The sequence below is a fragment of the Erwinia aeris genome, assembly GCF_041224955.1.
Classification (GTDB): Bacteria; Pseudomonadota; Gammaproteobacteria; order Enterobacterales; family Enterobacteriaceae; genus Erwinia; species Erwinia aeris.
The window spans coordinates 115,443-136,386 of record NZ_JBGFFX010000015.1 but is presented as its reverse complement, the minus strand read 5'-3'; the positions used below and the strand labels follow the sequence as shown (position 1 = coordinate 136,386).

At 51.9% G+C, this 20,944-nt stretch carries 21 protein-coding genes and 2 pseudogenes; 16 read left to right on the top strand and 7 right to left on the bottom strand.

Features of this window, described 5'->3' with window-relative positions:
* On the top strand, positions 1–1,176 hold a 1,176-nt coding region (locus tag AB6T85_RS20690; protein WP_369896551.1), incomplete at its 5' end, for an IS110 family RNA-guided transposase.
* A 198-nt stretch (positions 1,177–1,374) separates the two neighbouring features.
* On the opposite strand, the gene AB6T85_RS20685 is transcribed toward AB6T85_RS20690, so the two are convergent.
* Positions 1,375–2,574 carry an MFS transporter gene (locus AB6T85_RS20685; protein WP_369896550.1) on the bottom strand — a complete coding sequence of 400 codons (1,200 nt, stop codon included), beginning with the start codon at positions 2,572–2,574 and terminating at the stop codon, positions 1,375–1,377.
* Between the two features lie 401 nt (positions 2,575–2,975).
* Here AB6T85_RS20685 and AB6T85_RS20680 point away from each other — a divergent pair.
* Positions 2,976–3,574, top strand: a pseudogene (locus AB6T85_RS20680) (tyrosine-type recombinase/integrase).
* Positions 3,575–3,724: 150 nt separating this feature from the next.
* On the opposite strand, the gene AB6T85_RS20675 reads toward AB6T85_RS20680, so the two are convergent.
* The gene (locus tag AB6T85_RS20675; protein ID WP_369896549.1) at positions 3,725–4,342 is read right to left on the bottom strand and encodes a TetR/AcrR family transcriptional regulator; all 618 of its coding nucleotides are present in this window, start codon (positions 4,340–4,342) and stop codon (positions 3,725–3,727) included.
* Positions 4,343–4,681: 339 nt separating this feature from the next.
* Between AB6T85_RS20675 and AB6T85_RS20670 the strand changes: the two genes are divergently transcribed.
* The 8 genes and pseudogenes from AB6T85_RS20670 (at position 4,682) to AB6T85_RS20635 (ending at position 11,462) form a co-directional block, all read left to right on the top strand.
* Positions 4,682–5,815, top strand: a complete 1,134-nt coding sequence (locus AB6T85_RS20670) for an MFS transporter (RefSeq protein ID WP_369896562.1) — start codon at positions 4,682–4,684, stop codon at positions 5,813–5,815.
* A 49-nt stretch (positions 5,816–5,864) separates the two neighbouring features.
* Positions 5,865–6,815 (top strand): alpha/beta fold hydrolase, encoded by a 951-nt coding sequence (locus AB6T85_RS20665; protein WP_369896548.1) that lies wholly within the window; start codon positions 5,865–5,867, stop codon positions 6,813–6,815.
* A 34-nt stretch (positions 6,816–6,849) separates the two neighbouring features.
* Entirely contained in the window at positions 6,850–7,161 is a 312-nt protein-coding gene (locus tag AB6T85_RS20660; protein ID WP_369896547.1) for an EthD family reductase, read from the top strand.
* A gap of 16 nt (positions 7,162–7,177) precedes the next feature.
* Positions 7,178–8,200: an alpha/beta hydrolase gene (locus AB6T85_RS20655; RefSeq protein WP_369896546.1), complete on the top strand. Its 1,023-nt coding sequence runs from the start codon at positions 7,178–7,180 to the stop codon at positions 8,198–8,200.
* 3 nt (positions 8,201–8,203) lie between these two features.
* The gene (locus AB6T85_RS20650; protein ID WP_346568899.1) at positions 8,204–9,055 is read left to right on the top strand and encodes an NAD(P)-dependent oxidoreductase; all 852 of its coding nucleotides are present in this window, start codon (positions 8,204–8,206) and stop codon (positions 9,053–9,055) included.
* Between the two features lie 230 nt (positions 9,056–9,285).
* Entirely contained in the window at positions 9,286–10,065 is a 780-nt protein-coding gene (locus tag AB6T85_RS20645; protein WP_369896545.1) for an MBL fold metallo-hydrolase, read from the top strand.
* A gap of 225 nt (positions 10,066–10,290) precedes the next feature.
* A pseudogene (locus AB6T85_RS20640) lies at positions 10,291–10,505 on the top strand (DUF1330 domain-containing protein); the annotation flags it as partial.
* A gap of 360 nt (positions 10,506–10,865) precedes the next feature.
* Positions 10,866–11,462 carry a recombinase family protein gene (locus AB6T85_RS20635; protein ID WP_033755777.1) on the top strand — a complete coding sequence of 199 codons (597 nt, stop codon included), beginning with the start codon at positions 10,866–10,868 and terminating at the stop codon, positions 11,460–11,462.
* 122 nt (positions 11,463–11,584) lie between these two features.
* Here AB6T85_RS20635 and AB6T85_RS20630 read toward each other — a convergent pair whose 3' ends face one another.
* The gene (locus tag AB6T85_RS20630; protein WP_369896544.1) at positions 11,585–12,490 is read right to left on the bottom strand and encodes a LysR family transcriptional regulator; all 906 of its coding nucleotides are present in this window, start codon (positions 12,488–12,490) and stop codon (positions 11,585–11,587) included.
* 98 nt (positions 12,491–12,588) lie between these two features.
* Between AB6T85_RS20630 and AB6T85_RS20625 the strand changes: the two genes are divergently transcribed.
* Genes AB6T85_RS20625 through arsH form a run of 4 tightly spaced genes read left to right on the top strand, consistent with a single transcriptional unit; the run spans position 12,589 to position 15,439 of the window.
* Positions 12,589–13,116, top strand: a complete 528-nt coding sequence (locus tag AB6T85_RS20625; RefSeq protein WP_369896543.1) for a GNAT family N-acetyltransferase — start codon at positions 12,589–12,591, stop codon at positions 13,114–13,116.
* Positions 13,113–14,339 carry an MFS transporter gene (locus tag AB6T85_RS20620; RefSeq protein WP_369896542.1) on the top strand — a complete coding sequence of 409 codons (1,227 nt, stop codon included), beginning with the start codon at positions 13,113–13,115 and terminating at the stop codon, positions 14,337–14,339. Before AB6T85_RS20625 ends, AB6T85_RS20620 begins: the two co-directional genes overlap by 4 nt.
* 48 nt (positions 14,340–14,387) lie before the next feature.
* Positions 14,388–14,720: an ArsR/SmtB family transcription factor gene (locus AB6T85_RS20615; protein ID WP_369896541.1), complete on the top strand. Its 333-nt coding sequence runs from the start codon at positions 14,388–14,390 to the stop codon at positions 14,718–14,720.
* A gap of 5 nt (positions 14,721–14,725) precedes the next feature.
* The gene (gene arsH / locus AB6T85_RS20610; protein WP_369896561.1) at positions 14,726–15,439 is read left to right on the top strand and encodes an arsenical resistance protein ArsH; all 714 of its coding nucleotides are present in this window, start codon (positions 14,726–14,728) and stop codon (positions 15,437–15,439) included.
* Positions 15,440–15,506: 67 nt separating this feature from the next.
* On the opposite strand, the gene arsC is transcribed toward arsH, so the two are convergent.
* The 3 genes from arsC to AB6T85_RS20595 all read right to left on the bottom strand — a co-directional run bounded on the left by arsC (position 15,507) and on the right by AB6T85_RS20595 (position 17,710).
* Complete coding sequence (arsC, locus tag AB6T85_RS20605) at positions 15,507–15,935, bottom strand: glutaredoxin-dependent arsenate reductase (RefSeq protein WP_369896540.1); 429 nt, start codon at positions 15,933–15,935, stop codon at positions 15,507–15,509.
* Positions 15,936–15,978: 43 nt separating this feature from the next.
* Positions 15,979–17,268: an arsenic transporter gene (locus AB6T85_RS20600; protein ID WP_369896539.1), complete on the bottom strand. Its 1,290-nt coding sequence runs from the start codon at positions 17,266–17,268 to the stop codon at positions 15,979–15,981.
* An 88-nt stretch (positions 17,269–17,356) separates the two neighbouring features.
* Positions 17,357–17,710 carry a metalloregulator ArsR/SmtB family transcription factor gene (locus AB6T85_RS20595; RefSeq protein ID WP_102053981.1) on the bottom strand — a complete coding sequence of 118 codons (354 nt, stop codon included), beginning with the start codon at positions 17,708–17,710 and terminating at the stop codon, positions 17,357–17,359.
* 467 nt (positions 17,711–18,177) lie between these two features.
* Here AB6T85_RS20595 and AB6T85_RS20590 point away from each other — a divergent pair, with 467 nt between their 5' ends.
* Together AB6T85_RS20590 and AB6T85_RS20585 are read left to right on the top strand one after the other, a co-directional pair.
* Complete coding sequence (locus tag AB6T85_RS20590) at positions 18,178–19,479, top strand: DUF8614 domain-containing protein (RefSeq protein WP_369896538.1); 1,302 nt, start codon at positions 18,178–18,180, stop codon at positions 19,477–19,479.
* A complete protein-coding gene (locus tag AB6T85_RS20585; protein WP_369896537.1) occupies positions 19,476–20,114 on the top strand; it encodes a LysE family translocator in 639 nt (212 codons plus the stop codon). Before AB6T85_RS20590 ends, AB6T85_RS20585 begins: the two co-directional genes overlap by 4 nt.
* Here AB6T85_RS20585 and AB6T85_RS20580 read toward each other — a convergent pair.
* Positions 20,101–20,898 (bottom strand): helix-turn-helix transcriptional regulator, encoded by a 798-nt coding sequence (locus tag AB6T85_RS20580; RefSeq protein WP_369896536.1) that lies wholly within the window; start codon positions 20,896–20,898, stop codon positions 20,101–20,103. The genes AB6T85_RS20585 and AB6T85_RS20580 overlap by 14 nt on opposite strands.
* Positions 20,899–20,944: the final 46 nt, after the last annotated feature.

The following is a 20,944-nucleotide window of genomic DNA, read 5'->3' as shown; positions in this document are numbered from 1 at the left end:
GTCTGCGTTCAGTTTAAAAACGGTGAGCGCACATTCCATGTGATTCACCATACGCCGGAAGCGCTTGATACCTGGCTCAATGAGTTGCACCAGAAGATCAAAGGCAGGATCGCTATCGACCTTGAACTGAAGAAAGGCCCGGTAGTGTATGCTCTCCAGAAGTACCTCTTTATGACTGTCTTTCCTGTACACGCGTTATCATTGGCCCGCTATCGGCAGACCTTCTGGCCAAGTGGTGCGAAGGATGATCCTCAGGATGCCGAGTTGGCGTTAGATCTGATGCTTCGCTATCCCCAAAAGATAAAAGCCATCGAACCCGACAATGCTGATATCCGATTACTTCTACAACTAGTCGAGCAGCGTAGGCTGCTGGTAGAAGACAAACGCCGCTTTGTTAATCGGTTCATTAACACGCTTAAGCAGTATTATCCTCAACCCCTGGAATGGTTCTCGCATCGGGACAGTTCATTGTTCTGTGAGCTCATAATCCGCTGGCCAAGCCTGCAGCAGCTCAAACGTGCCCGGAGTGATACCGTCCGTCATTTTATGAACGCAAGAGGTGGTCCCGCTGTTGCGTATACAGAACAGCGGGTTACAAGCATTGCCAACGCGATTCCCCTGACCACTGATAAAAGTGTCATCGAGGCGAACGCGCTAATGGCAACAGCTCTTGCATCACAAATCAAAGTTGTAAGTGAACTTATCAGAACCTACGACGAACGAATCGAATCGTTATTCGATATGCTTCCGGATGCAGGGCTGTTCAAATCACTACCGGGCATAGGGCCGTGTATGGGCCCACGTATGCTTGCCGCACTGGGTGATAACCGCGACCGCTTCAACAGCGCTGAGGAAATTCAAAACTACGCAGGTATTGCACCGGTGACTGAACGAAGTGGCCAGAAATCCTGGGTTCACTGGCGATGGCAGTGTGCCAGGTTCGTCAGGCAAACCTTTGTCGAATGGGCTGCCAAGACGGTTAACTCATCATACGGGGCCAAGCTGGATTATCAGGGGCTGCGAGAAAAAGGAAAATCTCATCAATCAGCGATCCGGGCTCTGGCATTCAAATGGATAAGGATTATTTACCGCTGCTGGAAGATCAGAACCCGTTATGACGAAGCGAAATATTTGCTGGCACTGGAAGCGCGAAAATCGCCCTTACTAATGCCGTAGAAAGCTTGTCAAATGTCTCAGGGCGTGAAGCGGACATAACTATTGAATGATGGCCAGCTAGGTTTATTTAATATTTCATGGCAATAGCTGATAGTCCTTTATTCAACTTTCTTCGAACCAATACCCTATCCACGTCCCTTCCTGCTATTTGCATTACATGATAGAAAATATATCTGAATCAGGGCGGGCACATACTCTTTAAACAAATCTGTTTCTGCCCGCCTGCCATGAAAAATAAGCCTGAACAAGCGAAATAAGAATCAAACAGAGAAGGATTGAACTCCAGGTATGGGTATGGCCATGCAGTATGCCTGCAAGACAGGGTCCCAGAGCACCAATCAGATAGCCAATGCACTGTGCCTTGCCCGACAGCTGTCCCGCCTGGTGATGCTCCCGGGCTCTCAGCCCAAAAAGGGTAAGGCAAGTGACCATAGACATACCCGCACCGATTCCTGCAAGGATGAGCCAGAGTACTGATATTCCCGGCATTATCAGGAGACCAGCAACGCCAGAAGTAATAAATAATGAGCACACCAGTCCCAGCAATCGCTGATCCTTCAGCCGGGTAATGAATAGGGCAGTAGACAGATTAGCGACGACGGCAACGGCCTGATAGATGAACAGATGGAAACCTGCCGCAGATGAGCTGACGCCATGTTCATTCGCCATTGAAGGGTACCAGTCAATAAGCGTGTAAAAGACCATCGTCTGCAGAGCCATAAACATTGAAACCTGCCAGGCCACGCCGCTTTTCCAGACGGAGCTTATGCTCCTGACAACAGGTTTCGTGGTTAAATCCGCCTCTTTATCCGTTCTGGCGCATACTTTCATCCAGATGATAAGAGCAAAAGCTGCAGGGATTACCCAGATACCCAATGACACTCTCCATGTTGCGCTGCTGAGTGCTGACAACGGGAAAGCTATTCCGCTTGATAAAGCTGCGGTCAGAGCCATGGTGGCAGCGTATAGCCCTATACAGCGCGCGGTATGGCCTGGATAGTCACGTTTAATTAACGGCACAATCAGCACGTTCGCAACGGCTATTCCCAGGCCGATAATGAATGTCCCTGTCCACAACCCCATTCCCCCTAGGGACGAGCGTGTAAGACATCCTGCGGTTATTAAGACTATTGCGGTTAAAAGCGATTTCTCCAGTCCTATTCTGCGTGTGAGTAGGGGTGCGAAGGGGGAGGCAAGCCCAAAAATGAGTAAAGGCAGCGCGTTAAGGAGTCCTGTATAGACACCAGACAGGTTAAACGAAGCCGCGATTTCATGAATAACTGGCCCCAGAGCGGTTATTGGCGCTCTCAGGTTAGAGGCAATGAGCAGAATACCGATAAAGGTCAGTGAATAAAGGGATTTTTTAACGTGAGGCGTTTTATCTGACATAACAGACATACTGAGTCAACCTTGTAAATACGATACGTTTATATGCTCGTAAATAATGCGTTGGTTGACGTTAACGCTTACGCAATTCAGGGAATCTGAAATGTCTGGAGTTAAGGGTATCGGAGCCTTTTCTTGCTGTCAATACAGGATCCCGCGTTAAGAATTCCTTTCAGGGGAGCCAGCACTAACGTTTAAACTTTGTAGGGTTCACTTCATTTGGTTCATGGTCGTTTGCACACCAGACCCTTCGTGATAGTCGCTAATTTTTTACCTTTATCTGTTGAACCGTCATGAACAGAAAATTGAAGTTTCCAGTTCCCCAGGCCTGCACCCGATATCCGCTAAAACGTCCGCTCCTCGCTCATATGGGACAACCATAATCACATCTCCTAACCTAATGGAGACTGAACATGATAATATCCCCCTGGAACAAAAGCCGCATTATTGGCCAGAAGCGACCTCTTCAGATCTTTCATATCTGGGGAATTCGTATCCGCCGGGAGCTGGAAGGAAAAGTCCGCGATTTGGCTCTGTTTAACATGGCTCTGGACAGTAAACTTCGGGGCTGTGATCTGGTTAAGTTAAAAGTTTCTGATGTGGCCTATGGACACTCTGTTTCGAGCAGAGCGACAGTGCTGCAGCAAAAAACGGGCAGCCCTGCCAGTTTGAGCTGACTAAGGGAACCAGAGAGGCTGTAGCCGCATGGATCAAAATGGCACATCTACGTAGTAGCGACTATCTTTTCCAGTCCCGCGTTGGTTCTTCACGGTACATTTCGACCAGACAATATAATCGTATTTTTCATGGATGGATTGAGACGCTGGGACTCGATGAAACGCTCTACAGTACCCATTCCATGCGCAGAACCAAGCCATATCTGATCTATAAAAAAAAGAATATTAGAGTGATCCAGTTACTTTTGGGCCACAAAAAACTCGAAAGCACCGTACGTTATCTAGGTATTGAAGTAGATGATGCTCTGGAGATATCAGAGTCGATTGAAGTCTAACTTGTTAGGGCTGCAACAGCAGCCCTGTGCCAGGAGGGGGACGCTTACACTTTGTTATTCAACGGGGAGCAGGTCAATAGGTTTATGTGCTTGATTGTAAACTGATGAAATGTGATTTTTAACTCTAAATAAGTCTCAGGCATAACCGTTTTAGTCCCTTATCGCGTATGAATTCCATACAGACATAATTGTTGTTATGGAATTATTCATATCAGAGAGCGATACGCCATCGCGCGCCAGTGTGGATAACCCCAGTAAAAAGGCATCAAAAGAGGTGGTTAACGCGATGATATCCGTTTTCTTGCTAAGCTCACCGCTATCTATTCCACGCTGAATATTACGCGTAATGCCTGCTCGTGTATGCTCTCGAGACCTCGCCAGAGGTTCGATAACAGATGCATGCCCGGCAGATGTTGCACTCATTACGCCTAAGCCCACCATGCATCCTTTAGGATGTCCGGTTTCACACTGCATGCTGGCTGAAAGCCGTAATGTCGTTTCAATAGCGTAGCGCGGCGGCAGATCGTCATTCCATAACGGCTCCGTTACCCTACCGTAAGTTGAAAGGTAATATCGAACACATTCCCGGAAGAGTGCTTCTTTGGACCCGAAGGCGGCGTAAAAGCTTGGGGCGGAAATCCCGTTGCTAATGCCCGCTTTTAACTCACTGAGTGAAGTTGACTCATACCCCTTTTCCCAAAAAAGATACATTGCCTCTTCGATAGCTTTGTCCCGATCGAAGGTTCGTGGACGTCCCATTGTTGCCATAGCAGTGACTCCGGTATTAAATCAGAAATAAAACTATTATACCAAACGATACACAAGTAGTTGACAACTATTTTATCCACCACTAATGTATCAATCAGTACAGATCAATCAGCAAGATTAAACGCTCTAATCTTTCTTCAGTGCCCATTACCTCAACCGACCTGAAAAGATGATGAGGGAAGCTTTACATATAAATACATACCAACTGATACATAATTAAGGTAACAATGCGCTATGGATAAGAAAAACACTCACTGTCATCAAAGGCAGGTTGAGTTTACGAAACAGCATCAGTCAGCAGAACTGCGGCTTCCCATTGCGGCTCTTCTGGCGCTGGCAATGACTGGCTTTATCTGCATCATTACCGAAACGCTGCCGGCAGGCCTGTTACCGCAAATGGCCTCGGGCCTGGACATCTCACCGGCTCTGGCCGGGCAGCTGGTCACCGCCTATGCCCTGGGATCGCTACTTGCGGCCATTCCCCTGACCATCGCCACGCAGGGATGGCGCCGCAGAAACGTGCTGTTACTCACCATCGTCGGGTTTCTTCTCTTCAATTCGATCACCGCCTTTTCTGCCAGCTACTGGCTCACCCTGGCGGCAAGATTTTTTGCCGGCGTGGCCGCAGGACTTGCATGGAGCCTGCTGGCGGGCTATGCGCGTCGTATGGTTGCGGTTCATCAACAGGGAAAAGCGATGGCGATAGCGATGGTCGGCACGCCGATCGCCTTATCGCTGGGTGTGCCGCTGGGCACCTGGCTGGGCGCTGCCATCGGCTGGCGCAGTGCCTTCGCGATGATTTCCGGTCTGACGCTGGTGCTGATTGTGTGGGTCCTCGCCAAAGTGCCCGACTATCCCGGTCAGGCCAGCCATGAACGGCTGCCGCTGCATAAAGTCTTTATAACGCCGGGCGTCAGGCCCGTGCTGAGCGTGGTCATCACCTGGATGCTGGCGCACAACATTCTTTATACCTTCATCGCGCCTTTTGTAGCCCAGGCGGGCCTGAGCGGTCGGGTGGATCTCGTGCTGCTGGTCTTTGGACTTGCTGCGCTGATCGCCATCTGGATCACCGGTCGTGTGGTGGATCGTCATCTGCGGTTAAGCGTGCTGACCTGCCTGGCCACATTTGCCGTAGTCTCCCTGCTTTTCATCTGGATGTCGCGCGCGCCGGTCGTGATTTACACGGGCGTGGCGATCTGGGGATTAACGTTTGGTGGCGCGGCAACATTGCTACAGACGGCGCTGGCGGATATCGCCGGAGAAGGCGCAGACATCGCCCTGTCGATGAACGTGGTCGCCTGGAACAGTGCGATTGCCGGCGGCGGCATTGTGGGCGGCATTTTGCTGGACGCCTGGGGGGCGCGCGCGTTCTCACCGGTGATGTTCGTTCTGCTGGCAGCGGCCCTGCTTATTGCCTGGCGTGCGAAGGCATACGGCTTTATGCCCGGCATGCGGCAACCTCATACCAGCTAACCGCGACGCTGCGGATTGAATTTAACTTCTTATTACAGGAAATAAATCTATGTTGAAACACATTATGGCCTGCCTGCTCTCGCTGTTTTCGCTGCTCGTCACTTCCCCGTCATCCGCCGCCGACGCATTTCCCGTTCCGGCAGGTTTTACCAGCGAGTATAAGGTCATTGACGGCGTGCGCCTGCATTACGTTAAGGGTGGAAAGGGGCCGCTGGTATACCTCGTCCATGGGTTCGGTCAGTCGTGGTATGAGTGGCATCACCTGATGCCTGAGCTGGCCAAAAACCATACGGTCGTGGCGCCAGACCTGCCCGGACTGGGGGAGTCGGCCGTGCCGCATTCTTACCGCGCCACTGACGTCGCGCCGCTGCTCTACAAGCTTGCCTTGCAGTTTAGCGGCAATCAGCCTTTCGATCTGGTATCCCATGATATCGGGAACTGGAACACCTACCCCTTCGTGGTGAAACATGCCAGCCAGCTGCGCCGCGTGGTCTTTATGGAGGCACCGATACCGGATGAAAGCATCTGGTCATTTCCGGCATTTACCCCGCAAGGAGAATCGCTGGTATGGCACTTCAGCTTCTTCAGCGCCAAAAATAATCTTGCTGAAACCCTGATTGCCGGCAAAGAGCGCCTCTTCTTTGAACATTTCATTAAAGAGCATGCCACCAACAAGGCAGTTTTCACCCCGGAGCTGCTGGATCTCTACGCGCGCTCTTATGCCAAACCACACAGCCTCCACGCCGCTTTCGAGTATTACCGCGTACTCAATCAGGACGTCGCGGATAACAAACTGCTGTCTCAGAACAAAATTGCCTTGCCGGTGCTGGCGATTGGCGGAGGCGGCCATGGCGGTATGGGCAAGTATCAAATCGAACAGATCGGACGCTTTGCAACCAATGTAACGGGCAAGGTAATTCCTGACTGCGGCCACTGGCTGCCGGAAGAGTGCACGGCTGAACTGAACAGCGCAGTTATCACCTTCCTTAACGCGCGATAAAGCCTGACAAAAGAGTTTGCAAAGAGGCAGAGAGATGAACCATTTACCCGTAACCCTGTACGTAACCTATCACGGCGATCCGCAGAGCCGGTTTGATCGCGACTATTACGTCAGCGAGCACCTTCCGTTGGTAATGAAGGCGTGGCATCAGCATGGCCTGCTCAGTGCGATCGCTTTTTTTCCGGCAGTCCGGCAGGCAGGAACGCTCGCCATTTGCGAATGTCGCTTCCGTGATGAAAAAACGATGGAGTCAGCTTTGAGTTCCCCTGAAATGCCTGAAGTCATGGCCGATGTTGCACGGTTTACCGATATCACCCCGGCAAGAGCTCGCGCTATTGACCTTTGATTTAACTGGAGAAAAAATGAAAAATCATCAGTATTATGCCCCCTGGCGTATAACGCCGCCTCGCGTGGTGCGTCGCGGACATTTCTGGATCGCCGGCGAGCGAACTGAACAGAACGGCCTTACGTATCAGCGCGGTCCGATGTATGTGGAATGGGAAGCGCCGGAGACCGTGAGCCAGCCCTTTCCCGTTGTTCTGATGCATGGCGGAGGATTTCAGGGCACGGAGTGGTTTGACACGCCCGACGGCAGGCCGGGCTGGGCGCAGCGGTTCGTTGAAAATGGCTACGCCGTGCTGGTCATTGACCGCCCCGGGCATGGCCGCTCGCCTTTTCACGTGGAGACATTTGGCGAAATGGGCCCGCCGTTTTCTTACGAGGGCGGGCAGCATATCTATTTTCCTGGCAACGATGAACGTCACACCCAGTGGCCCTTCGCCGTGGACGATGAGGATGCCATGGACGAATTTATTGCCGGTTACGGCCCGCTGCCAAAGGATCTGGCGCTTTCCCAAACCTCAGACGCCGATCGCATGGCCTCGTTACTGGATCGCATCGGACCGGCCATTATTGTGACCCATTCCGCTTCCGGTCCGGACGGCTGGCTGACGGCCGATCGCCGGCCGGATCGGGTCAAAGCCATTGTGGCCGTTGAACCGATGGGACCACCCTTTGCCGTGATCCCCAATATTGGAACCATGACCTGGGGAATAACGGCGGCCCCGCTACGTTTTGAACCCGCCGTTAACAGCATTGATGCGGTGCACAATGCGGAGCCGGGCAGCCTGATTCTGCCTGCGCTGAAAGATCTGCCCATTCTAATCGTGACCGCGGAGGCATCGGCGTTTGCCGCAGCCAGTCCGCCAACGGCGGCTTTTCTTAACTCGGCGGGGGCATCGGCCGAGCTGCTTCACCTGCCCGATCATGGCGTGTATGGCAACGGGCACGGGCTGATCTACGAAAACAACTCTGACGAAGCGTTAGTACCCGTTTTGCAGTGGCTGGAAAAGCACCTTTCCGGTTCAACTTTATTGAAGGATTAACCTATGCATATTGGCATTATTGGCACCGGCGCAATGGGCCGGGAAATCGCGCGTAACCTGGTTGCTGACGGGCATTTGGTTTGCGCATGGAACCGGTCAGGCGGTGAGATTGAAGGGGTCCGGCGAGCCGATTCCCCCGAACAGGCGTTACAGGCCGAGGTGACGTTTACCATGCTTTCTGACGACTCATCTATCCGGCAGGTATTGATCGAGACGGAGATTCTTTCCCATGCACGTCCCGGACTGGTGCATATTATTGGCTCAACCATTTCCGTCGCTTTCTCGCAGACACTGGTCGAGTTACATGAAGCTGCAGGCATCGCGCTGGTTGCTGCTCCCGTGCTTGGACGACCAGACGTCGCTGCCAAAAGAGCGCTTAATATTCTCGCCGCCGGTGATCCTGCGGCGATGGAAAAGGTGCGGCCTGTGCTGGAGGCCATCGGTAAACGTATCTGGCATATGGGTGACAAGCCGCCGATGGCTCATGCCGCTAAAATCGCCTGTAATATGATGATTACCATGGCCATTGAAGCGATGGCGGAAGCCGTTGTGCTGACAGAAGCCAGTGGAGTGGAACGGGAACGATTTTTTGATCTCATTCTCAATACGTTATTTGGCAGCCGAACCTATCAGGTCTATTCCGCAAATATCATCAATGAGCTGTACGAGCCCGGTTTCAAAGCCACGTTGGGATTAAAGGATTTGCGGCTGGCTAAGGAAGCAGCGGCGGTGGCAGGGCGCACTTTACCGTTGCTTCAGGCAGTTCATGGACAAATGCATAACGCGGTGAGCGCAGGCGGCGGCGACAGGGACTGGTCTGTAATGGCAGATTATACAATCCGAACTGCCACTTAAAAACTACCTCAGTGAGATGTTCGAATGCTTCATTGCATACTCGCTAAAATAAATGACGATGCAACATTAAGGGAAGCAAGCTGAGATATGTTCCTCTGCTAAACAGGCTGGCTTACCGCTTAAATGAGCAACCTTTTATGCTTTGAACCACAATTATCGGTTTAGTTACTCTTTTGCTTTATCATTTCCAGAAAAATATTTTTTCACTTTCATAAATGGGACATTAATCTATGTATTATTTTCAGTATTATTCTGTACGGCCTGCTCCAGCAATGATTTTGTTTTTCACTTTGATATCTGTACTGCTGGGACCGTTGCCGTCTCTGGCCTCTGCACCAATGCAAAAGAAAAAGTCCGGCTATTTGCATGTTATGGTTGGAAAATTTGAAGTGAGCGCTATAAGCGATGGTACAGTGGCCCTGCCAGTAGAAAAGTTGCTGTCTGAACCAGAAAAACTGACAAAATCCGCGTTACAAAAGTTGTTTATTGGACTGCCTGCCGAAACATCATTCAATGCCTATCTGATTAATACAGGTGAAAAGCTTATCTTGGTGGATACAGGTGCCGGTCAATTATTAGGTCCCACGCTGGGGAAACTCACAGATAATATTCGCGCTGCCGGATATCATCCCGAAGAAATTGACGATATTGTGCTCACGCATTTGCATCCTGACCATGTTGGAGGACTCATGTCGGCGGGAAAACAGATATTTCCAAAGGCAATAATACATGCTGAGAAAGCTGATACTGATTATTGGCTTTCACCTTCCAGCCAAAAGAAAAATGGCGATGCTTCGGGGTTTTTTAAAGGCGATATGGCATCGCTTAATACTTATGTCCGTTCAGGACAGTTAAAGCCTTTTAGCGGTAAAACCGTAATCGCGCCAGGTGTATTGCCATTAACGCTCCTGGCCATGTTATCTATCAGGTGGAAAGCGCGGGTATGCGACTTTATATCATCGGCGATCTCATCCATGTCGGTGCCGTTCAGTTCAGCCAGCCCGGTGTAACAATAAGCTTTGATAGTAACGAGAAACAAGCCAGAGATTCGCGCGAAAAATTATTTAAAAAAATAGCCAACCAGGGGACCTGATAGCTGCTGCGCATCTTTCTTTTCCCGGAGTTGGTCATATATTATTTCAGAATGATAGTTTTGGATGGGTTCCACTTAACTATTCAACTAACCTGTAACGGAGTAGGTTTGAAAACTGTTATTAATGAATCCAATAAAAGAAATTAATAAAGGCTGTTTAATCGCTCACATGACCGTAACAGATCCTGTTAAGTACTCTGAATATGCCCGAGCAGCCGGAGAGGCAATGCAGGTTTTTGATCCAAAAATCATTGCCTGGTTCGGGCAATATGAAAACTTGAAGGAGAATCCCATGAACGGTATGTTGTTTTTGAGTTTACTACCTTTGCCAAGGCCAAACGCTTTTATCAGAACCCTTAATATAAGAAGACCAGAGCAATACGTCCATGCGCGGCTACCGTGACGTTTGTATTTTTGGCCTTTAATCCATGGGACGATCGTGTCCGCTTTTTGCTCATAGCAGATCTTAGCAAGATGTTCAGAAAATTTCTGCTGGCGAAATTTAATCAATCAAAACCTTCTTCGATAAGGTTTGTAACCCTGGCTTTTGCAGACAGACCTAACTAAGACCGTCTGTGACATCATCGTATGTTCGAATGGCATGTACCAAACCGACCGGTTTCGTACATATAGAATATAGCCTGTCCGAAAGTTAGTGTTTTTAATTTCGGGCATGCGTTATAATAAGTACACCTATTTAGTACATAAAATAACTACATGTCACGAGTTTTTGCCTACTGCAGGGTATCGACCCTCGAACAGAATACTGAAAACCAGCGTCGTGAAATCGAAGCGGCCGGCTTTGCCATCAGACCCCAGCGACTGATTGAAGAGTACATAAGTGGTTCAGTCGCGGCTGCTGAACGCCCTGGATTTATGCGTCTCCTTGATCGAATGGAAAACGGGGACGTTTTAATCGTAACGAAGCTGGATCGCCTCGGGCGAAACGCCATGGATATCAGAAAAACCGTTGAGCTACTTTCTGCGTCAGAAATACGGGTACACTGCCTGGCGCTGGGAGGGGTAGACCTCACCAGTCCGGCCGGAAAGATGACAATGCAGGTAATCTCGGCGGTTGCTGAATTTGAGCGCGATCTGCTACTTGAACGTACACATGCTGGTATTGCGCGGGCTAAGGCATCCGGAAAGCGTTTCGGCCGCCCGCCGGCTCTGGATGACGAACAAAAGAAAGCGGTGTTCTTGCGTCTTAGTGAAGGGAAGAGTATCAGCGCGATCGCCCGCGAATTTGACACCACACGGCAGACCATTTTAAGAGTGAAAGCGATAATGGAAGACGCTGATGCTCGTTCATGAGTTGCTTTTCTGCGTATGTCCGCTTTGTGCCAAAAGCGGACATTGGTAGCTGGTAAACGCTGTTGTGATACTTCCCCGGGCAGAGTAGACCGGTTCTGTCCGGCTTAGATATCGAATAATATTTATCTGTTTTCGTTTTTTGCAAAACTGCTGTTTAGGCTTTTCAGCACTTCATTGATCCCTCTGCTTACAATCCGGTCCTCCCGCATAACTGCCCCGAGAGTCCGGTGAAGAGAGGGCGTCACAAAGTAAAGATCGAGCCCCGATCTTTCCTCAATGCATGCAACGGACATTCGGGGAACAATGCTGTAGCCAAGACCTGCACGGACCATTCTTTTAATAGCCTCAATACTGCCAAGCTCCATGACCGGGCAGGCAATATGTCCCGTCTCCCGGAACCACTGGTCAATCAGGGTGCGTGTCCCGCTTCCCGGTTCAAAGATAATCAGCGGCAGCGGCAGCAAGGCGCCCGGAGTCCATATTTTCGCGCTCTGCTCTGATGCATCCTTTTCCATGATGACAACAAACTCATCCGTACCCAGCGGGATGATGCTCAGGCTTTTACCTGCGGCTGGCAGAGTCACCAGGCCAATATCTATACGGTTTTCCTCCACGCCCCGCACAATATCGGAAGTGTTACCTGTGCGTACGTCCACCTTCAGCAGGGGATGGGCCTGTCGCAGTTGCTGCAGTAAGGGGGGCAGTAGATGAATACAGGCCGTTGCGCCTGTGCCGACAGTAACAGTGCCGGTTATCTCATCGGAATGCAGGCGCACCGATTCAACTGCTGTATTTACCACTGCATCAATTTTCATGCTGTGCTCAACGAGAGTCAGCCCGGCAGGCGTGGGCCTTACTCCCCGGCTGGTTCGCTCGATAAGCCGGGCCTGAAGCGCCTGCTCCAGTTGTCTTATCTGCAGGCTCACTGCCGGCTGCGACAGACCAAGTGCTTCAGCCGCTCCGGAGAAACTGCCCCGGCTGACGACCAGTCTGAAAGTAGCCAGGTGATCGAGGTTCAGGTTTGCCATACCAAAATTTTCCTTATGCCGCTGATAAGTCCTGCTGCCTGTCTGAAATTATTCATTCGGGTTAGTCTCTGCTTTTGACCGCGGAAGGAGCCGTACCGATGGAAATAACCGAAGCAGATGAACGATATATTCCTGCTATCCAGCAGATTTATGCTTATCACGTATTGCATGGCACCGCCACTTTTGAAACCGAACCACCTGATTGGGCTGAAATGACAGCCCGTCTGAAAAAGGTGCGTGCAGCAGCACTGCCCTGGTTTGTGGCGGTTGAGGACGGCAATGTCCGCGGATACTGCTACCTGTCACTCTACCGGGAACGGTGTGCCTACAGATTCACTCTGGAGGATTCTGTATATATTGCCCCCAACTTTCAGGGCCAGGGGATCGGAAAAAAGCTGTTATTGAGTGCGGTCGCATGGGCAGAGGCCCGTAACTTTCGCCAGCTCGTGGCCGTAGTTGGAAACAGCGAAAATACCGCCTCTCTTGCCCTGCATCGCGCGGCAGGCTTCAACATTACAGGAACGCTCAGCTCCGTGGGCTTCAAGCACGGACGCTGGCTTGATACGGTCATCCTGCAGCGCACGCTCGGACAGGGCGACGCCACATTTCCGGAGAGCACAGGTTGACTGACGGGCATCTGACAGGCCGCACCATTTTCTGCATTGGCATGACGCAGCTTATCAACTGGGGCATCACATTCTATATGCCGGGGGTCTTCGGGACCGCCATCATGGCGGAGACAGGCTGGTCGCCAGTTATGACATTCTCCGGGCTGACTATTGCCATGCTTGTTATGGGACTTGTTTCGCCGTTTACCGGTCCCCTGATGGCCCGTACCGGCGGACGTACGCTGATGATGGCGGGAACCTTCGCCATAGTCCTCGGTTGTTTTCTGATGGCTTTTACCCATTCAACAGCATCGTGGGTTGCCGTCTGGCTCCTGACAGGAGCCGGCATGCGACTTGCTCTGTATGATGCCGCGTTTGCTCTGCTTGTAGAAACCGCAGGTGCAGGGGCCCGCCGAGCAGTCTCCTTGGTCACACTGCTGGGTGGCCTCGCTTCAGCCGCGTTCTGGCCTGCTGGCGCGGCGCTACTGCACATTACCGACTGGCGGCATGCCGTTATCGTTTACGGCTGTGCGGGCATTATCAGCCTGCTTTTTCTGTCCACCGTTCCGGCAGGGCATCGGAGTCAACCTCCCGTTGCCGGGCAGCCCGCTCTTCCGGCGATCGGAACAGCAGAAGACCGAAAAGCATTCATCAGCGGCCTGTGGTACGCCACGCTAATAGCGCTGATAAGCTTTGTTTCCACCGGCGTGTCCACTCATTTTCCTCAGATACTGGCCGCTTATGGTATGCCCGCCGTGGCGGGTATGTTGTGGGGAGTGGGACAGGTGAGCGCCCGTCTGCTGGACGTGGCTTCTGGCGCATGTACCTCTGCGATCCGTCTGAACCTGATTACCGGCATTCTGCTGCCATTTTGCTTTCTGGCCGGCCTTGCGGGTAATGTTACCCCTGTGGCTACAGCCATCTTTATTCTGAGTTACGGAGCTGTGAACGGACTGAGTACGGTAGTTAAGGCCGTACTACCTCTTGTGCTGTTTGATCCGCAGCAGTATGCCCGTAAAACAGGCGTACTGCTGTCACCAGCTTTTTTGCTCGCGGCGCTCGCTCCGTCAGCTTACGCTATGCTGCTGGAGCGATACGGCATACCCGGCACGCTGCTTTTATCTGCCATCCTTACCCTGTTCATCACGGCGATTTCCATAGTGATCTGGCGTCGCCCTCCTTCCTCTGCTGGACAGAGCCGGGATAAGAACGTGCCATCCATTCCGGGGAAAAATATTTGACGCTGACTATATTTCCATTATTCTGGAAATATAGTTTAAGGAGGCCGCATGGATTTAAATACAGCAGCAAATGCGCTTCGGGAGCTGGGACACCCGACCCGTCTCAGCGTGTACCGGGAGCTGGTGAGAGCGGGTCATGACGGCCTGCCGGTCGGTGTTCTGCAGAGGCGCCTCGGTATTCCGCCCTCCACGCTCAGTCATCATATTTCCGCGCTGATGTCGGCCGGGCTGGTCAGCCAGGAGCGGCAGAGCCGTACCCTGTTCTGCAGACCCTGCTATGCGCAGCTTGAACAGCTGATGGCCTTTCTGACAGAAGAATGCTGTGCAGGTGGCAACTGCAGCCTGTCAACCGTGACGACTCATGAAGAGACCTCATTGTGAACAACATGAACGATACCCTGAAAAATATCGATACTTCACTCTTGGACGTGCCGCTGACGGAAGATAAGCTGAGGGCTGCAGAAGTGGCGCACCCACCCCGCATCCTGATGCTCTACGGCTCGCTGCGGGAACGCTCATACAGCCGTCTCACTACGGAAGAGGCGGCCCGGTTGTTGACGGCAATGGGCGCCGAAGTGAAAATTTTCAACCCGTCCGGCCTGCCGCTGCCCGACGACGCTCCGGAGACGCACCCGAAAGTTGCAGAGCTGCGCGAGCTGGTTCTCTGGTCGGAAGGTATGGTCTGGTGCTCACCGGAGCGTCACGGCGCCATGACCGGCATCATGAAGACGCAGATTGACTGGATACCGCTGACGTCAGGGGCGGTGCGCCCGTCGCAGGGAAAAACCCTGGCCGTCATGCAGGTCAGCGGCGGCTCGCAGTCTTTCAACGCCGTTAACCAGATGCGCATTCTGGGGCGATGGATGCGTATGATCACTATCCCGAATCAGTCATCCGTGGCAAAAGCATGGGCCGAATTTGATGAAGATGGTCGCATGAAGCCTTCGCCTTACTACGACCGCATCGTGGACGTAATGGAAGAGCTGATGAAGTTCACTCTGCTGACGCGCGGGCGCAGTGACTACCTGACCGATCGCTACAGCGAAAGGAAGGAGAGTGCCGCGCAGCTGTCTGAGCGGGTTAATCAGCGCAGCATATGAAAAAAAGCCGGCAGATGCCGGCTTCTGCTTTTGCGACTCCCTTTCTGCCGGCAGCACACTGAAAAAATCAGTGGCTGATCCGGTTTCCGTGTTCATCAATGACTTTTTCGCCGTCCTCTTTCGTAAATGCTCCCTGCTGCGGGTCAGGCAGAATGTCCAGAACCGCTTCAGACGGACGACAGAGCCTTGTACCGAGCGGCGTCACAACCACCGGGCGGTTGATGAGGATGGGGTGAGCCAGCATCGCATTCAGCAGTTCATCATCGCTGAACCGGTCTTCTGCCAGCCCCAGATGCTCATACGGCTCTGTATTTTTGCGCAGCAGGGCGCGTACGCTGATACCCATATCTGCTATCAGCTTCTTCAGCTCGTCGCGGGATGGTGGCGTCTCCAGATACAAAATCACTGCTGGCTCCACGCCACTGTTGCGGATAAGCGCCAGGGTGTTACGCGACGTCCCGCAGGCCGGGTTGTGGTAAATAGTGATATCAGTCATAAACGATACTCTGTTACGGAGCTGCGCAGACGCAGCCCCGGGGTTAAGGGTAAACAGACAGGCGCAGGGCCAGCGCGGCCAGCGTCACAAATAGCACCGGCAGGGTCATCACAATGCCCACGCGGAAGTAGTAGCCCCAGCTGACGGTGATGTTTTTCTGCGCCAGCACGTGCAGCCACAGCAGGGTCGCCAGGCTGCCGATGGGTGTGATTTTCGGGCCGAGATCGCAGCCGATGATGTTGGCGTAAATCATCGCCTCCTTCACCGCGCCCTGAGCCGTGCTGCCATCAATGGACAGGGCACCGACCAGGACGGTAGGCATGTTGTTCATTACCGATGACAGAAAGGCCGTCAAAAAACCGGTACCGAGTGTGGCACCCCAGACGCCGTGCTCTGCAAACCGGTTCAGGATGGCTGAGAGGTAATCCGTCAGTCCGGCGTTACGCAGGCCATACACCACGAGATACATACCCAGCGAGAAGATGACGATCTGCCAGGGCGCGCTTTTCAGCACTTTACGGGTGTCAATTACGTGCCCTTTCCGGGCAACAAGCCACAGAATAAATGCCGCCGCCGCTGCCACCAGACTGACCGGAACGCCGAGCGGCTCCAGGGCAAAAAAACCGGCCAGCAGCAGGAGCAGGACCAGCCATCCGGCTTTAAAGGTACGCATGTCACGAATGGCTTCCCGTGGCACCTTCAGTTTCGCCAGGTCATAAGTGACCGGGAGGTCTTTACGGAAAAAGAGGTGAAGCATAACCAGCGTGGCCGCCACGGACGCGATATTTACCGGCACCATGACAGACGCATATTCGCTGAAGCCCAGCTTAAAAAAGTCCGCCGTCACGATGTTGACCAGGTTCGATACGATGAGCGGCAGGCTGGATGTGTCCGCGATAAAGCCTGCCGCCATCACAAACGCCAGCGTGGCGCCAGGGCTGAAGCCCAGCGCCAGCAGCATGGCGATGACAACAGGCGTCAGGATAAGTGCCGCCCCGTCATTGGCAAACAGGGCCGCCACTGCCGCACCCAGCAGAACAATATACGTGAACAGCAGCCTGCCTTTACCGCCTCCCCAGCGGGAAACGTGCAGTGCAGCCCACTCAAAAAAGCCAGACTCATCAAGCAGCAGGCTGATGATAATAACCGCGATAAACGTGGCCGTGGCGTTCCAGACAATCTGCCAGACGGCCGGAATATCCCCGATATGTACTACGCCGGTCAACAGCGCCAGCGCGGCCCCGATAACTGCACTCCAGCCAATACTGAGTCCCTTTGGCTGCCAGATAACCAGCACCAGTGTCAGGACGAATATAGCGCCCGCCAGAAACATACTTTCTCCTTTGGATATAAAGCCTGTAAACGGGACTAAAGACAGTCCTACTCACAAGTATGAAAAATCATATGTGTTTGTGTAAATTTTAAATGCAGACAGGCTTGCCGTTGGTGGTCGCGTTATTCCTTTCAGCCTGCTGGCTGAGTTTCAGAATATCATCGCGCTGACACAGGTAAGCCTGCTCAATCACTGCAGCAGCCCAGGCGGGCATGTGCGGTGACAACCGGTAATAGATCCACTTGCCGTCTCGCCTGTCGATAAGCAGACCGGCGTCTCTGAGTAACGCCAGATGCCGGGAAACTTTAGGCTGACTTTCTTTCAGCATTGACGTGAGTTCACAGACGCAAAGCTCTCCTTTTTCGCGCAACAGCAGTACCAGACTGAGTCGTGTTTCATCAGAGAGATTTTTGAAAAGCTGAAGAGGCTGAAATTGAGGCATGATGACTCCTGAGTCCGGAATTGAGGACATTCTCACTGCCTGCAATTTGTGAGTCAATTATATATTCGTTAATTCAGATATGTTTATCTGGCAGTGGCTCATTTTGTGACTATTCGTTTACGGTATGCCTACACAGGTAAACCAGAATGATGCAATCAATCTTTGAGCACTCAATGTCCGCTTTTCGCTCATAGCGGACGGTTGCCCTTCATGTCTGTCCGCTTTGTGCCAAAGCGGACGTTGCTGTACCGAACCCTGTTGATTTATGCGGTGCAGGGCATTTCTCGCGTGTATAACGCCCCTTGTCCCGCTTTATCACCTTTTTCTACTTACTGCTAAGCGAAGTGGTCGGTTATGGTTCTGAAGTACACCGTTCTTTCTGACCCCTTCGCGCAATTCCTTCCAATACCGATTACAGATGCAATGGTTAAGTAAATCTCTCGTTACTGATAATGGAAGGTAATTTCATGTTTACGACACCGTTCTGGCCCGCTGCTGACTCATATCATATCCACATGATGGATATCCCTCTGCCTGACTCACTTTCGCCCGCTGCGCTGGACCTTATCCACCAGGCTACTCGTCTTGCAGACGCGGCCAGTCATATTCACCCTGTTTCTACACGGGCCGGAAGTATGCTGCTTCAGTCTGTTGAAGAAAAGCTCAGCATTATTTGTTTCAAGCTTGCTCAGGAATTTGACGATCCGGATACCTGCAAAGCGTTGCAGTTACGTGCAGAAATCCTCTCTGACGCCAGCACAGCAAAAGAACTTCTCCCGCAGATAGCAGGGCTGGATGAACAGGAGCTGGTGCAGGGAATAGGTTACATGTCCACATGGGTTGGTAAGTCTCGCACGCAGCATTATTCCGCCTGGTTTGGGTTACCCGATCGCGGGCTGCAGGAAGTTTCGGATGTGATGGATGTGCTCTTTCCGGACAACCTGTGCTGGCTGCAAATTCATATCGACCAGCGGCTGGTTGCGCTGCCTGGATGCCGGTACAAAATTGTCGATCTGTTTGCCATTGCTGGCGAAGCTAACAGCTATCCCAAGCATTTCGCCTATTTCTTTCCTGAAGATGAAGGGGTGAAATACGCCCCCCAGAAGCGCACCATTGTGTTTGCAAATACCTATCTAAACCTGTTTGAACGTTTTGCCCGGCCCCAGGCTTCTCTGCTTGGCTGGCAGCATGAAGCTATCCCGGACAGCACTCTCTGTGCCCGCCACCTGATCGCCTGGTTCCGCGGTCATGATCTGGGGCATTCCGTTGTCCTTGAAAAGATGATGTTTGGTAAATTAAGTAAACAGGACAGATGGGGATCAATGGTTGTGCAGGAAGCACTGGCCGATGTGTTTGGGCTACTGATGTGCCTGACAGAGCCTTCCCGGCACGCCCTACAGCTGAATGAGACATTGCAGTTAAAAATTTTTCTGCTGGAAATGCTGAGATATTTGCGCCGCGGCCCATGTGATTACCCTGATGCAGGGGCGGCTTATATACAGCTCAAGTGGCTAACTGAACATCGGTGTCTGAACTGGAATGGGATGCATTATGTGGTGGACCTCAGCGCGGTGAAGCCTGCTCTGACGGCACTGGCAACAGCAATGACACGCTCTGTATTGCAGGGTGATACAGAGGCAGCCCTGGCGTTCCTACAATGCTATTCACCTCATCATCAGCGTGAAGAGGCAGATCTGCTGCTGAACCGGCTGGGTAAAACTGTCGACATGATCGAGTACGACCAGAAGATTAAAGGCTTTACGTTATGATCGAGTTTTCAAATGGTTTCTTACTGAGCCTTTCGCTTTGTCTTGATATCGGGATTGCCAATATCGCCATGATTACCCTTGCCATGCAACGCGGATATTTTCATGGTTTCTGGCTGGGAATGGGGACTTGTGTGGGTGACCTGACATATGCATTACTGGCACTGGCGGGAATGGCCGTACTGCTTCAGTATGAAGCAGTACGCTGGATACTGTGGATTGGCGGTGGCGCGATGCTTGTGTGGTTCGCGGGCAAAATGTTGTTTGCCGCTTTCAGGAAGGCCTCGGAACTTAACGTGAGCGAAACCCATCAGTATCGTCCCCTGCTGCGTGAATTTGGCCGGGGCGTGGTGCTTGCCATGTCCTCCCCCACGGCCATTCTGTGGTTTGCGACAGTAGGCGGTGCGCTGATATCCCGGATGGGCCAGCACAGCGTTACGGCAACGTCCTGGTTTTTGAGTGGCTTTTTCATTGCGGGAATGTTCTGGACCTGTGTCTTGTGCCTGGTTGGAAGTTTTGGAGGCAGACTACTTGGTCAACGCCTGCTTAAATATTCCTACATAGCTTCAGCGCTCATATTCAGCTATTTTGCGCTTTACGTGATTGTGTCAGGGTACCGGGAGTTTATGGTGATCTGACCTGCGAAGCATAGTGATGGGGGGTTGTTCCCATCACTTTGCGAAATGCATTAATGAAATGACTCTGATCGTAAAATCCCAGCATTATCGCCGCATCGAGAGGATGCACGTTTCTGCGAAGCAAGTCGCGGGCATAGTGCAGACGAAGCTGCATATGATACTGCAGAGGCGGCATACCTGTATGCCGGGTGAAGAAGCGAACAAGATGATATTTGCTCATCCCCGCCAGCTGCGCGAGCATCTCCAGCTGCGGTTTTACGCTGAGGTGCTCCCGCAAATACTCGATAACAACATTGATTTTCTGTTTGTCAGATCTCTGAAGTACAGCTGGCGTCTCAAGCAGCTCACCACAAAGTAAAATCAGTTCCTGCTCCTCATCCATGACCCGCTCCAGTCGGGCTGATAGTGCAAAACGGTACAGCGCGTCAAACAGGGGAGTGTTATTGATTATGCCTTCTCGCAGAACAGGGGCTTCATGAGCGCTATTGAGATTGTCCTCATCTGCAAGCATTTTTATCACTGTCTGGGGTATGTGCACACTGATGAATTCTACGGCTTGAGTCTCAAAACGCGAAGCCTGAATGGTTCCCGGATTATATAAGGTAACCTGACCACTTTTAACATAGGCAGTTTTCCCTGCCAGCCAGATTTCTTCTACCCCCGTCAGGTTTGCACTGATGACATATTCATCATGAAGATGTTTTGGAAAGCCCGAATTACGGGCTCTGACCCGCGAACACTCTATGCCATTTCGGCTAAACCATTCTGAAGACTCTAGTGACAACGTATCTGACCTTATGCATCAATAGTGAATAATTATTAATGAATTA